The sequence below is a fragment of the Actinokineospora globicatena genome (assembly GCF_024171945.1).
Classification (GTDB): domain Bacteria; phylum Actinomycetota; class Actinomycetes; order Mycobacteriales; family Pseudonocardiaceae; genus Actinokineospora; species Actinokineospora globicatena.
Genome location: NZ_JAMTCR010000003.1, coordinates 71,127 through 85,260, shown reverse-complemented (window position 1 = coordinate 85,260; position 14,134 = coordinate 71,127). Strand labels below are relative to the sequence as shown.

Below are 14,134 nucleotides of genomic sequence, written 5' to 3'. Positions count from 1 at the left end.
TCGGACACGGGCAGCACTGGATTCGGATCCGGCCTGCCCCGGGACCGGCGATCACCCGGACAGCGGGGTGGACACCAGGTCGATGAGGGTGCGGACAGCGGTGCCGGTGGGGCCTTGGGGGTGTTCGCCGTGGGTGGTGGGGGTGAGGGCGGTGCCTTGGATGTCGAGGTGGGCCCAGGGGGTGGTGGCGGGGATGAAGTGCTGGAGGAACAGGCCTGCCAGGAGGGCGGTGCCGTGGCGGACACCGGTGGTGTAGTTGACCAGGTCCGCGATGGACGAGTCCAGTTGGGACTGGTAGCGCGACGGGAGGGGCAGGGGCCACATGGGTTCGCCCGCGCGGACGGCGGCCGAGAGCACGGCGTCGATCAGGGGTTGGTTGTTGCCCATGACGGCGGTGATGTCGCGGCCCAGGGCGATGGCGGCGGCGTCGGTGAGGGTCGCGACGTCCACGATGGCAGCGGGGGTGGACTCGCCCGCGAGGACGAGGGCGTCGGCCAGGATCAGTCTGCCCTCGGCGTCGGCGTTGCGGATCTCGACGGTGGTGCCGTTGCGGACGCGGAGGATGTCGCCGATGCGCATCGGGTCGTCGGTGGGCATGTTCTCGGTGAGCGGCAGCCAGGCCTCCACCGGGCGCGGGCACGACAACGGGACCAGCGCGGACATGGCGGCGAGGACAGTCGCCGCTCCGGCCATGTCTGCCTTCATGTCGATCATCTGCGGGGTCGGCTTCAGCGAAAGGCCACCGGCGTCGAAGGTGACTCCCTTGCCCACCAACGCGATCGGCGCCGCCGGGTTGTCCGGCAGGTGCCGCAGCCGGACCAGGCGCGGCGGGTTCCGAGAGCCGCCGGCGACCCCGAGCAGGCCACCTAGCCGTTCCTCGGCGATCCGGCGCTCGTCCCAGACCTCGCAGTCCAGCCCAGTCGCGCGGGCCACCTCCACCGCACGGTCCGCAAAGGCGACCGGGGTCAGGACCGAACCAGGCTCGGACACCAGATCCCGAGCCAACACCACAGCCTCAGCACGGACAAGTGCGACCCGCAGTTCCTCGGCGTCCCCCGCCGAGCCAACAAGATCAACGCGACGAGGACCCTCCGGTCGCACAGCGCTCTGGTAGCGAGTGAACCGGTACGCCCCGAGCACAAACCCCTCGACGAACGCCCCGAGTAACCCCGACGACACCGACACAGCGAGGTGCTCATACCCGCGCACCTCCCGCGCAAGACACCCCGCGGCATGGCGAACGGTGTCCGCACTCACCTCGCCAGAAGCCCCAAGTCCGAACAGGACAAGCCCAGGGACGTGGAAGACCTGACCAACCCGCCCCTGAAACCCTGTCGCGGCCAGAAACTCAGCCGAAGCCAAGTCCGACAGTCGATCCGAGTACGCCGGAGTCACCGCAACGTCCGCAGTGGACGGGCCCAGCCGCCAGTCGATCATCGTGCCCGCCGTGCCGCGCCCCAAGCCTCCAGGTCACGCGCGTACGACGCCGCGACCTCAGCCAACGCCCCCGAGGCCACCCTCGCCCACCCGCGAGCGGCCGACACCGCGTGCGGATCGACCCGCAGCGCCTGCACGAAGCAATCCTCGGCCGGCACCGGCAACCCGGCGCGGTCGAAGCACTCCCCCGCCAAGGCATAACCGCGTGCCGTGCCGATCGGCCCGAGCCGGGCGGTGCGCAGGTACGACTCCCCCGCCTCCCGCTCCCGCCCCTCCGCCAGCAGGACCTCGGCCAGTTCCATGTGCGTCTTCGGCTCGTACGGGTCGATCTCCAGGACTTCCGCCACCAATTGCCTGCCCCGGTCGTGCTCGCCGAACCCGAATGCCTCCTTGGACCGACTCTCCAGACAGGCCCGCAGGTTCTCCCTGGCCAGGAACCGCTCGTACGGCGTGGACGCAGGCACCGACCGAGCCAGTTCCTCAGCCCGGTCCATCTCGCGGGCCAACTGGTCGCGGTCGCGGCGCAAGAACGGCACGTAGGTGACGCTGCGGTAGAACCGACTCTCCATCATGGACTTCTCGAACGGCGTGTGCGCGTCCCCCGCGAGGAGTTCGTCCAGGCTCTCCTGCGCTTTGTCCCGCCAGAGGCTCGCGGCCTCCAGCGACTTGGTCTCCCTGGCGTGGAACACCACCGCGAACACGGAGATCACAAACCGCAGGTGCGTCGGGCAGGCCGGGTGATCAGCGATCTCGAACGACGCGGTCGGCTCGAAAACAGACGCGGACCCGACGGACCCCACATAGCGGACGACATCGCGCCAGTGCCACAGCTTCAGCTCGGCGACAGTGGTCAGTTCGGCGATCGGGCGCGGCGGCAGCAAGTCCAGCACGACCTTGCCGAAGCCCAACCGGAACAACACCACGGCGGTGAGGTACTGGCGTTCGGCGTCATCGGCCGGGAACCGCTCGACCCACGCGCACAACTCGTCCCAGGCGGGCGTCCGCAGGTGCGCGGGCAGGTCAGCGGGGTGAGCGACGGCGAACTCGGTGAGGCCGGACTCGCGGACCAGGTTGGCGCGGAACGCGGGCGGCATCAGGCGCTGCCAGTTGACCTCCGGCGGCGAGCCCGCGGCGGCGAACTCGTGCGCGTAGGTCGGCAACGACGCGTAGAGGCAGGGCGATCCGGACTCACCGAGGTTGAAGTACGCGGCATACATCCGGTAGTGCCAGTTGTGCTCGTACGAATGCTCGACGGGCCGGTTCAGCATCTCAGCCAACGGTGGGTCGGACAGCTCGACCAAGACCTCACGGGTCCGCGCCGATCGAGGGGCGGCCTGGTAAGCCCGTTCGGCGAGAACACGAGCGAACTCGTCGTGCCCCAACGCCTTGGCGCAACGCACAGCCGCCAAGAGGGCGAACGCCGTGCCGTACGGGCCAAGACGAGCCGTCTCCAGGTAGCCCGCAAGCGCTTTCTCGTTGTCCCCACAGCGTTCCGCGGCCTGGGCGGCCTGCATGTGGACCTTGACGTCGTAAGGATCCAGCGCCAGCGCCTCGGCGATGTACCGGGCCTCGCCCTCGGTGTCACCTCGGCGGACCGCGATGTCGACGGCGCGGTCGGCGATCCTGCGCCGCATCTCGACGGTCAGCGACTCCTCATCGACATCCCCTGGCGCGACCAAGAGATCCGAGGCCTCGCCCAGCAACCGCCAGGCGTGGTCGAACTCGCGCTGCCGCTCGGCGTGCATCACCTGGCGCAGCAAGAGCCTGGCGCGCAAGAGGGCGTCGTCGAAGTCCGGCAGATCAAGTCCTTTGAGGACTTCCTCGGCGCGCGCGAAGTGGGCAGGCGCGGGCGAGTCGTCGGCGGCGTGCCGCGTGACCAGGTAGCCCCAGGCGGCACACGCTTGCACGTGGATCGCCGTCGGGGCGGGATTGTCGACCAACGGCGAATAAGCGGCCCGAGTCCGCTCCGAAAGGCCTTCCACAGCGAATAACGCGCTGGCCCGGGCCCATTGTCCCGCGGCGAGCACAGGGTCGGCGCACGCGCTTTCCGAAAGGTCCGCGGGGATGACTTCCAGAACCGAGTCCGACAGGCAGGTGGCCAGCAACCACTGGGCCAGTCCGGCACGGTCCACATCGTCCAGGTCGGACCGGTTGGCGTAAGCCTCCGCCATCCGCCGCCAGGTCGGCGAAGCGAGTTCGGGGGCGAGGCCCGTGGGGTCGCTGACCCGGTACGGGGTCAGTCGGGTCTCCTCGTCGAGCAGCGCGCGGTAGCTGCCCGGCATGGTCATCCCGAAGCGCGGCGCGAACGGCGCGCGTTGCTCGAACCGGCGGGCGGCGAACACCGATCCCCTGGCGTGCACCGTGGTCAGCGGCGAGTCGGCGCCGTCCAGGTAGGGCCGGTGGACCTCGAAGGTGAGCCAGCTCGGCGCGTTGACGCCGACGCGGCCGTGCGCCAGTTCCCAGCGGTCCATCGACTCGCGGCTCCCGTCGAACAGGGTCGAGCCCCGCGGCAGCGGTCCGCCGCGGGGCCGTCCAGGTGGATCAGGCGTCGACCAGGCACACCCAGCAGTCAGCGGCGCCGGTGCTGATCTCGACCTCGTCCGCGAGGGATTCCCAGGTCTCGTAGGCCATTTCGCACTCCTTGGTTCGGGGGACCAGTGAATCGGAACATAGCAGCGGATTCCCAGGCCTAACAAGAGGATGGTTAACCCTGCCGCAACACGCACGCAAAGGGAATCCTGTCAACGAACACGTTGGGTGAGGGCGGCGAGGAACGCGTCCACCTCGGCCTCCTCGGTCCAATGGTGCGGGGCCACCCGGACCAGCCCGTCCGGGTGCGACACGTGGCAGTCGGCGGCCACCAGACCACGCGCCAGCGCGACGGATTCCACGGCCGGGTGGGTGAAACCGATGATCCCAGACCACGCGTCGTCGTCGGTGCTCGCGGAAATGGCGCAGCCAGCGCTGCGCAGTCCGTCGCAGAGCCGCTGTGTCAAATGGCGGACCCGGTCGGCGATCGCCGAGACGCCCACTTCGGACAGTTCGGCCAACACCTCCGCGAGACCGACCATGCCGAGCACGTCGTACATCCCACCTTCGGCGCGCGCGGCCGTCGGCAGTGGTGACAGGTCGTAGCGGAAGTGCCCGGCGCCCTTGGTCAGCATGTCGTTGGCGCCCTCGAACCCGAACCAGCCGCCCGGCAGGCGTAATCGGGGCAGGTGCTCGCGGCGGCTGAAGAAGATCCCGGTGCCGACCGGGCCGCAGAGCCACTTGTGCGCGCCCGCGGCGAGGAAGTCGATCGGGGTGTCGGCCAGTGACAGCGGGAGCACCCCGAGGCTCTGCACGGCGTCCACGCTGACCAGTGCGCCGACCCGGTGCGCGAGCGCGCACACGGCGTCGAGGTCGATCCGGAAGCCGGTGGCGAAGTTGACGTGGCTGACCGCCACGAGCCGCGTCGCTGGGCCGATCGCCGCCTCAACGTCCGCCAGGTGGTAGCCGCCGTCGCGCATCGGGACCCAGACCAACCGGACACCGCGCATCCGCCACGGGTGGACGTTGGCGGGGAAGTCCCGGTCGAACACCACCACCTCGTCGCCCTCGCGCCAGTCGAGCCCGTCGGCGACCAGGTGCAGGCCGGTGGAGGTGTTGGTGACGAGGGCGATCTCGTCGGTGGAGCAGTCGAGCAGCTCAGCGGCCAGGGCGCGGGCCCGGCGGCGGGCGGGGAAGATCCGGCCGATCTCGGCGCTGCCGTGCGGGAGGACGTCGACCACCGCGTCCCGCATGGCCTCGACCGCCCGCGGACGGAGTTTGCCCAGGCCCGCGTAGTCGAGGTAGGCGCTCATCTGACGCGCAACCGGACGGCGGCGACGGCGGCGACCAGCAGCGGGACGCCGTGCAGCAGGAGGACCCACTGCGGGACGAGGTCGGGGGTGAGCAGGAGGCTGGTTGCGACCAGGCCCGCCATGAACCCGCTGTTGACGACGATCTGGGACAGTCCGAACACCGGTCCGCGCCGCTCGTCGGGCAGGCGCTGGACGGCCTGCTTGAACGCGACCTCGCTGAACGCGTCCCCGATCCCGGCGACCGCGGCGGCGGCCAGGCGCAGGGGCCAGTCGTCGAACCAGAAGATGCCGATGAACCCGAGCGACATGACGATGGTCGCCAGGCAGAACACGACCCCGGGCGCGCGGGCGATGATCCGGGTGGCCAGTGGGCGCAGGACGAACCCGGCCAGCAGCAGCCCGGCGGCCCAGACACCCCAGAGGACACCGGCGGCCTCGGTGGGCGCGCCGGGGCTCAGCTCGCTGCCCAGGATCGGGATGCCGACGTGCTGCGACGAACTGCCGAACGCGTCCAGGCAGCGGACCACGAACAGCGGCACCAGCCCGGCGGCGACCACCGCGGGCCACAGCACCTTCTGGTCGCCGGACTCGGCGGTGGACCCGCTCTCCCGGAAGGGGACCCGGATCGCGACCAGCACGAGCGCGGACAGGGCGTAGCTGGCGGCGTCGAGCGCGAACACGCCCTGGAACCCGATCAGCGGCACGGCCACGGCGGACAGGCCCATGCCGAGCATGAACGCCACGCCCTTGAGGCCCGCTAGGACGCTGTTGACGAACTGGGTCCGCTCCCCCGCCAGCACCGGGGTCGCCGCGCTCAACGTCCCCTCGAACACCGACCGGCCGACACCGACGAGGAACACGGCGACGTAGAGCTGCGGTTGCCCGGGCAGCACCGCGAGGGTGAGCAGCACGACCATCCGCACCAGGTCGGCGGCGACCATCACCGCCCGCCGGTCCCACCGCGCCCCGTACGCGTGGCCGAGCCTGCCCCCCAGGATCGCCCCCGCGTACAGCGCCACGCTCACCAACCCGGTGGCCAACGCCGACCTGGTGGACTCCCACACGAAGATCGACAGGCACACGAAGTCCAACGCGTACCCGATGTCGGACACCGCCTTGGACCCCAGCAGCAGCCCCAGCTGCCCCCGCACCGCAACCCCACCACTCGCCGCCACCGCTCCATCTAAACGACCACGTCAACCACCCACCCCACAGGACGCCCGAGCGGGTGCGGAGTCGGTGCCGCGGACCGGCGAGTCAGGACACGAGTGGTGGGGTCGGGGTCAGGCGCCGAGGTAGGCGGTGCGGATGGCGGGGGTGTCGAGGAGGGCGTCGGCTTGCCCGGACAGGGCTATGTGGCCGGTGTTGAGGACGTAGCCGCGGTGGGCGATGGAGAGGGCCAGTTCGGCGTTCTGCTCCACCATCAGGACGGCGAGGCCCCGCTCCCGGTTGAGGTCGGCGATGAGGTCCAGGACGCGGTCGACGTAGATGGGCGCCAGGCCCATGGTCGGCTCGTCCATGCAGATGAGGCTGGGGGAACTCATCAGGGCACGGCCGAGGGCGAGCATCTGCTGCTCACCGCCGGAGAGGGTGCCCGCGTGCTGGCGGCGGCGTTCGGCCAATCGGGGGAAGGTGTCGTAGACCGAGGCGAGTTCGGCGCGGACGCCCTTGCGGCGGGTGAAGGCGCCGGTCAGCAGGTTGTCCTCGACCGACATCTCCGGGAACACCCGCCTGGCCTCCGGCACCGACGCGAGCCCGAGGCGGATGCGACCCGCGGGCGCGAGCCGGGTGACCCGCTCCCCCGCCAGCCGGACCTCACCCGTGCGCGGCGTGATCAGGCCGAGGATGGTCTTCATGGTGGTCGACTTGCCGGAGGCGTTGCCGCCGAGCAGGCACACGATCTCCCCCGGCTCGACCGTCAGGCTCACCTCGTGCAGCGCCTGCGTCTGGCCGTAGAACACCGACACCGAGTCCAGTTCCAGCAGGCTCATGGCCGCACCGCCGGACGGCGCTTGCCCAGGTAAGCCTCAATGACCCGGGGGTCGTTGCGCACCTCGTCGGGCGGCCCGGACGCGATCACCGTGCCCGCGTCGAGCACCAGCACCCGGTCGGACAGCCGCATCACCAGGTCGATCTTGTGCTCGACCAGCAGGATGGTCTGCCCGGCGGCCTTCAGCGCGAGCAACTGCTCCAGCACCTCCGCGGTCTCCACCGGGTTCATCCCGGCGGTCGGTTCGTCGAGCACCAGCAGCGCCGGACCCGACGCGAGCGCGCGGGCGATCTCGGTCCGCCGCCGGTTCGCGTACGACAGGGTGTGCGCCGCGGCCTCCGCCCTGGGCCGCAGCCGGTCACCGAATCTGTCCAACTGGGACTCGACCTCCGCCTCGCGCTCCGCGAGTTCCCGGCGCACGGACGGCGGGTCCACCAGCGCGACCGCGGTTTCTGCGAGCAAGGACAACCACCGCAGAACCGGGATGTCCCGCCACCGGGCAAGAGGCCTGGCCGCCCGCAACGTCGGGGTGAGTCCGATGAGGACGTTCTCCGCGACCGACAGGTTGCCGAACACCCGGCCGTTCTGGAAGGTGCGCGAGAGCCCGGCCTCAGCCAGCCGCTCCGGTCGCAGACCCGTGACGTCGCGACCCTGGAACAGCACCCGACCCTCGTCAGGCCGCAGCACGCCGCTGACCAGGTTGAGCGCGGTGGTCTTCCCGGACCCGTTCGGGCCGATGACGCTGACCACCTCACCCTGGTCGATGCCGAAGGACACCCCGTCGACCGCGCGCAGGCCCGCGAACGAGCGCCGGAGCCCCTGGACCTCCAGGACCGTCATCGCGCCACCTTCCCCATCAGTCCCTGTGGCCGGAACAGCACGACGGCGAGCAGCAGCAGGCCGTAGGTCAGCATCCGGGTCTCCTCCAACATCCGCAGCGCCTCGGGCAGTCCCACCAGGACGATCGCGCCGACGACCGCGCCAAGCGGGGAGTTGAGGCCGCCCAGCACGACGATCGTCAACGCCAGCAACGAGACGGAGATGCCGAACACGCTGGGGTCGATGTAGCCGTACTGCTGCGCGAACAGCGCGCCGCCGATCCCCGCGACGAACCCGCCGATGCCGAAGGCCAGCGACTTGTACTCCGCCGCCGCGATCCCGCTGGAGCGGGCCGCGACCTCGTCCTCCCGGATCGCCGACCAGATCCGCCCGAGGGTCGACCGCCGCAGCCGCACCACCAGCAGCAACACGACCAGCAGGATGGTGAGGTCCAGGAAGTACACCGCCAGCGGCGCGGACACCGGGGCGCCGAACAACGTCGGCGGCGGGATCGCGGAGACCCCGGACGGCCCGTTGGTCAGCCAGTCGAAGTTCACCGCCGCCGCGGCCACGAGCAGACCCGTGGCCAGCGTCGCGATGGAGACGTAGTGCCCGCGCAGCCGCCACGACGGCGACACCAGCGCCACGCTCAGCACCGCCGCGACCAGCCCCGAGATCGGCAGGCTCAGCCAGAAGTCGAGCCCGGTGCCGGTGGTCAGCAACGCCGAGGTGTACGCGCCGATGGCCAGTGGGGCTGCCTGCCCCAGGGAGATCTGTCCCGCCTGGCCCGACACCAGTGTCAGTGACAGTGCGAGGATGGCGTAGACGACGACTTGGACGCCGATCTGCACGGTGTAGTCGTCCAAGGCCACGGCAGGCACCACGTACGCGGCCACCGCCGCCACCGCGACCTGCCACGGCCGCAGCCGCACAGTCCGTGCGGCCCCGAAGAACGTCCCGGTCATCGGCTCAGCCGCCAGCGGCGAACGCTTGCCGAACAGGCCGGATGGCCGCACCCACAACACGAGCAGCAGCACGGCGAACGTGATCAGCGTGCGGGCGTTGCCACCCCACCACGAGACCCCGAACGCCTCGACCACGCCCAGCAGCAACCCGCCCGCGACCGCGCCGGGCAGGCTGCCCAGCCCACCGAGCGTGGCGGCCGCGAACGCCGACATGCCCACAGTGGACCCGACGGTCGGCGAGATGTTGTTCAGGTACATGCCACCCAGCACACCCGCGACACCGCCGAGCACGGAGGCGACCACGAACGCCAGGTTCTGCACCCGGGCCAACGGGATGCCCATCTGCGCCGCCGCGTCGCGGTCCTGCGCCACCGCCCTGATCGCCCTGCCGTAGCGGGTGGCCCGCAGGAACCAGCCGAGCACCAGCATCAACCCGATGGCCACGGCCAGGATCGTGACGTCGAGCGTGCCGAAGCGCAGCCCGCCGAGGCCGAGGTTGTCGGTGGCCAGCAGTGCGGGGAAGCGCCGGGTCTCCGGTCCGAACACCAACTGCGCGCCGTTGTCCACCACGACCGACACCGCGAACGTCGAGAGCAGCGCCGCGATCGGCGGCGCCTTGGCCAGCGGGGTCACCGCGACCAGGTTGATCACCAACCCCAGCAGGCCGGTGACCGCCATCACGCCGAGCAGCACCGTCCACAACGGCCAGCCCAGGTCGACGGAGAACCACCAGCCGGACATGGCGCCGACCGCGAACACCGAGGCGTGCGCGAAGTTGATGACGTTCGCCACGCCGAAGATCAACGACAGCCCGAGCGCCAGCAGCGCGTAGGAACTGCCGTTGACCAGGCCTGCCAGAGCGGTGTCGAGCACTTACGCCCCCACGAGCGTGAAGGCGCCACCCTTGACGACGAGCCGGGTCGACTTCGGCGTCGTCACCCGGCGGTCCTCGCGGAAGGAGAACGGCCCGTAGAGCAGGCTCGGGATCTCCTTGCCCTCCAGCAGCGCCTTGCGCACGCCCTCGCGGGTGCCGTCGCTGTGCTCGACGGCCCAGGCCAGGATCTTGAGCGCGTCGTAGGCGCCCGCGCCGAAGTCGTCGGGCTGCTTGCCGTAGCGCTTCTGGTACTTGTCGACGAACTCGCGCACCTGCGGCCGCGGGTCACCGGGGTGGAAGCGGACGATGAGCTGGGCGCCCTCGGTCGCCTCGCCGCCGAGCGCGACGTACTGCGGGGAGTACGCGGAGCTGGGCAGGGCGATCTTGGCCTGGGCCAGGCCGACGTTCTTCGCCTGCTGGGTCAGCAGGGCGGCGGCCTGGTAGTAGGCGATGAACACGAGCACGTCGGCGCCCTTGTCCCGGCCGTTGATCAGGCTCGGGCGGAAGTCGGAGCCGTCGGCCTGCACGGCCTCGCTGTGCACGATCTCGTAGCCGGACTTCTTGGCGTGCTCCTCGTAGAGCTTCCAGGTCGTCTTGCCCCAGTCGGTGTTGATGTAGTACACCGCCTGCTTGGTGCCCAGCGACTTGGCCAGGTCGGCCAGCTCCGGCGCGTGGTCCTGCTGCGTGGTGGAGGTGCTCCACATGTACTCGCCGCCCTTGGTGAAATCGGGGTGGGAGTTGGTGAAGCCGAACTGCACCAGGTGCGCCTTCTCGTACACCGGGGACGCGGCCATCGACGCCGGGCTGGCGAAGTCGCCCAACTCGGCCAAGATCCGGCTGTCGCCCGCGAACTTCTGCGCCACGGGAACGGACTGCTTCTGGTCGGACTGGGTGTCCTCCCAGAGCAGCTCGATCTTGCGGCCCTTGACCCCGCCCGCGCCGTTGATCTCGTCGAGGGCGAGGTCGAAGCCGGTGCGCCAGATCTTGCCGTACTCGGCCGAGGCGCCCGAGAGCGGCGCGGACACGCCGAAGAAGATCGGCCCCGCCGCGGGCGCGGGGGCGGCGGCGGTCTGCTCGCCGGAGAGCCTGCCGCAGCTCGCGAGCACGGCCGTGGCGCCGACCCCGGCGGCGGCGGTGAACAAACCACGTCTGCTGATCATAGTGCGCTTTCCTCACGTTGGGCTGGTACCCGCACGACAGAACCGGTGATGGTCTGCGGGTTGGTCAACAGGGACAGGATCGGGCAGGCCCGCTCGACGGCCTCGAACAGCGCGTCGATCTCGCCGTCGGTGGCGGGCGATCCGATGTGGACGGTGTAGGAGATGTTCTGCGGCGACGGCGGGACGTCCTCGAAGCCCGGGGTGCCCGCCTTCGGGTCGATCGTGGCGGTCACCTCGACCTCGACGGAGTCCAGGACGACGTCGGCCGCCGCGGCCTGGATCAGGAAGATGTGCGTCACGCAGCTGCCCAGGACGCCCAGTTGCAGCTCGGGCGAGCTGGGGCCGAGGTCGTAGCCCGCGTAGTCCGCGCCGCTGTCGCTGAGCACCTGGTGGTCGCGGATGCGGATGCGGCGGACGCCGCTGCGCCCCTCGGCGGTGACCTTCGCGGTCGGCGTGATGGGTTCGGCCGAACTGATGGTTTCCTGCTTGGCCAGCCAGATGCGGCGTTTTTGGGCAAGGTAGTCCCGCAGTGTGCTCATGGGTTCCCCTCCGGGTCAGTCGAATTCGTCGCGCGGGGCGGTGGCCGCCGCGCGGGCCACGAGGTCGGCGAGGTCGGCGACGCGCCTCGGGTCGTCGGGCAGGTGGCTGGTGGCGATGCGGATGTGGTGCTCGGCGGGCGGGTCGATGTAGCAGCGGCTGCCCGCCGCGACGGTCACCCCGGCGCCCGCCAAGGCGACCATCGCGCGTGTCTCGTCCGGGACCGGCACCCACAACACCAGTCCGTCGCGGGAGTGGACGTCGAACCCGCGGTCGCGCAGGGCGGCCGCCAGGGTGGCGCGGCGGTGCGCGTAGCGTTCCCTGGCCTGCCTGAGGAGTACGCCGGTCGCCGCGTCGTTGATGAGGTAGGCCTGGGCGTCCTGCAGGATCCGACTCGCCCACACCAGGCCGAAGCCGCGCTTGTGCCGGACCTGCTCCACCAGGTGCTCGGCACCCGCGACCACGCAGCTGCGCAGCTCCAGACCGTAGGCCTTGCAATAGGAACGGACCAGGAGCAGGCGCTCGGGCAGGTGAGCACCAATGCTGGCGACGGGGGCGGACGCGAGTGGTCCGAGGTTGTCGTCCTCCACTATGGACACATCGGGGTGACCTTCGAGCACGTCGGCGAGCTGGGCGGCGCGATCGGCGGAGACGGTGTGTCCAAAGGGGATGTGGGCGCGGGGTTGGTAGATGAACGCGACCGGGTTGCGCTTCAGCGCCTCGGTCAGCGCTGCTGGGATTGGACCTTCGTGGTCGCACCGCACGCCGATCACGCGGATACCGGAGCGGCGCAACGTGTCCAGCACACGCGGTGCGGTCGGTTCCTCCACCGCGACGAGTTCACCGGGTGCGGCGACCGCTTGGCAGGCCAGCAGGGTGCCCTCGTAGCCGCCCGCCACGACCGTCCACGCCTCGGGGGTGAACGGCCAGGTGGTGGTGACGGCGGCTTGCAGGCGCGGGGTGATGTAGTCGTGCTCGAACCCGTTGAGCCGTTCGGTGCGCACCCCGGCCGCCACCGCGTCCTCCAGCGGCGGCAGCAGCGCGGGATCCGGCAGCCCCTGCTCCAGGTCGATCGCCGACCACCCGGGGAAGCAGTCGTGCGGCGTCGAGTCCGGCGGCGCCAACGTGGTCGTCCCCCGCCGCCGCCCGGTGTTGATCAGCTGCTCGGCCCGCAACTGCCCCCACGAGTCCGCCACCGTCGCCGGGCTCACGGCCAACTCCGCCGCCAACGCCCGCACCGTCGGCAACCGCGTCCCCGGCGGCAGCTCACCGTCCCTGATCAACTCACCCACGGCCACCGCGATCCCCCGCGCCGTCCGATCCCGGATGCGCGTGACGAGCCAGTGCACCGGCGCCTGCGCGGCGTGGCTCATCGGACCTCCCTCGGCGTTTGTTCCCCGTTGTGCGACAAGCAGGAACGGTAGCCGGCGGAAAACCCCGGTCAAGACCGTTTCACCTGGTGGCCGAACTGAACAAAAACCGCACAAAGCCGCCCCACCCGCGATACCGACGCACTCACCGCAGCCCACCCGGCGTCCGCCTGGGTTTGTTCAGGCGTTCACCTGAACGACCGAATCGACCAGTCCCGCCGCGAGTGGGTGGTCCTGCCACTGACCGGCTGCCACAGCGGCGGACACCGCACGTGGCCGAGCCCTGAGCGGGACCCGCTGGTACCCGGCTGGGGGATGGCCGGTGGACACGCCAGTGGAAGTCACGGGTGGGGCGGGTGGGCTGTCGTAGCATCCGGGCACCATGAATGAGACGTCGGTGCGCAGCCGGTTGTGGATGATGCCGCTCGGGGTGGCGGCCGTGCTGGTGGCGGCGGTCGTGCTCGGGCGGCGGCAGCCCGGTGGGTTCGTGGTGCTCGGGTGGCTCGACCAGCCGGTGCTGTTCGGGACGATCGCCATCGCGATGGTGGCGTTCACGTGTTGGCTGCTCGTCGACCACGACATGTGGCGGCCGTTCCTGGTCGGGGCGTTCACCGCGCTGACGCTCGCGTGGGCGGCGCTCGGCGCGCTGGTCGGGTCGACGACCGCCAAGCCGGTGGAGCAGGCCCGGCACGCCTCGCCCGACGGTGAGCGGGAAGTGGTCGTGTACCGCGGCTACGCGGGCAGGGACGACGCCTGGGAACTGCGGGTGACGTCCGGGACGTGGCCGACCAGCCGCGAGTGGGACCTCGGGTGCGTCAACGCGGAGCGGGCCACCCTCAACGGCGTGGAGTGGACCGGCGCGAACACGCTGCGGGTCCTGGTGTCGCTCCCGAAGGACATCGACCTCACCCTGGACGCCGACACCGCCAAGCCCACCTCGCGGGTCGCGCTCGGCTGCTAGCCGCCCGTTTACTTTATACGGATTCACCCGCGTACCCGCTGGTCATCGCCCGGGCGCCGGTAATTCTGTTCTTTTCACACGCTTGAGCCCTTCTTCGCACCGCACTTACAGTCCTCGACGCGCCCAGTCCCGGGCGGCGAAATCACGAGTCAACCCTGCGTGTTCCTGACTCCGAGGAG

At 70.6% G+C, this 14,134-nt stretch carries 11 protein-coding genes; 1 reads left to right on the top strand and 10 read right to left on the bottom strand.

Features of this window, described 5'->3' with window-relative positions:
- Window positions 1–51 precede the first annotated feature (51 nt).
- From LV79_RS13800 to LV79_RS13755, 10 genes are all read right to left on the bottom strand, one after another.
- Window positions 52–1,437, bottom strand: coding sequence for a leucyl aminopeptidase (locus tag LV79_RS13800; protein WP_253836254.1), 1,386 nt, complete (start codon window positions 1,435–1,437; stop codon window positions 52–54).
- Window positions 1,434–3,908, bottom strand: a complete 2,475-nt coding sequence (locus LV79_RS13795) for a hypothetical protein (protein WP_253836252.1) — start codon at window positions 3,906–3,908, stop codon at window positions 1,434–1,436. The genes LV79_RS13800 and LV79_RS13795 overlap by 4 nt, the downstream gene beginning before the upstream one ends.
- Before the next feature lie 270 nt (window positions 3,909–4,178).
- A complete protein-coding gene (locus LV79_RS13790; RefSeq protein ID WP_253836250.1) occupies window positions 4,179–5,279 on the bottom strand; it encodes an aminotransferase class V-fold PLP-dependent enzyme in 1,101 nt (366 codons plus the stop codon).
- Entirely contained in the window at window positions 5,276–6,430 is a 1,155-nt protein-coding gene (locus LV79_RS13785) for an MFS transporter (protein WP_253836248.1), read from the bottom strand. Before LV79_RS13785 ends, LV79_RS13790 begins: the two co-directional genes overlap by 4 nt.
- 132 nt (window positions 6,431–6,562) lie before the next feature.
- A complete protein-coding gene (locus LV79_RS13780) occupies window positions 6,563–7,270 on the bottom strand; it encodes an ABC transporter ATP-binding protein (protein ID WP_253836246.1) in 708 nt (235 codons plus the stop codon).
- Complete coding sequence (locus LV79_RS13775; protein ID WP_253836244.1) at window positions 7,267–8,109, bottom strand: ABC transporter ATP-binding protein; 843 nt, start codon at window positions 8,107–8,109, stop codon at window positions 7,267–7,269. Before LV79_RS13775 ends, LV79_RS13780 begins: the two co-directional genes overlap by 4 nt.
- Window positions 8,106–9,926 (bottom strand): ABC transporter permease, encoded by a 1,821-nt coding sequence (locus LV79_RS13770; RefSeq protein WP_253836243.1) that lies wholly within the window; start codon window positions 9,924–9,926, stop codon window positions 8,106–8,108. The genes LV79_RS13775 and LV79_RS13770 overlap by 4 nt, the downstream gene beginning before the upstream one ends.
- A complete protein-coding gene (locus tag LV79_RS13765) occupies window positions 9,927–11,087 on the bottom strand; it encodes an ABC transporter substrate-binding protein (RefSeq protein ID WP_253836241.1) in 1,161 nt (386 codons plus the stop codon).
- Window positions 11,084–11,626 (bottom strand): OsmC family protein, encoded by a 543-nt coding sequence (locus LV79_RS13760; protein ID WP_253836239.1) that lies wholly within the window; start codon window positions 11,624–11,626, stop codon window positions 11,084–11,086. The genes LV79_RS13765 and LV79_RS13760 overlap by 4 nt, the downstream gene beginning before the upstream one ends.
- 15 nt (window positions 11,627–11,641) lie before the next feature.
- Window positions 11,642–12,997 carry an aminotransferase class I/II-fold pyridoxal phosphate-dependent enzyme gene (locus LV79_RS13755; protein WP_253836237.1) on the bottom strand — a complete coding sequence of 452 codons (1,356 nt, stop codon included), beginning with the start codon at window positions 12,995–12,997 and terminating at the stop codon, window positions 11,642–11,644.
- 379 nt (window positions 12,998–13,376) lie between these two features.
- Here LV79_RS13755 and LV79_RS13750 point away from each other — a divergent pair, with 379 nt between their 5' ends.
- Complete coding sequence (locus LV79_RS13750) at window positions 13,377–13,955, top strand: hypothetical protein (RefSeq protein WP_253836235.1); 579 nt, start codon at window positions 13,377–13,379, stop codon at window positions 13,953–13,955.
- Window positions 13,956–14,134 lie beyond the last annotated feature (179 nt).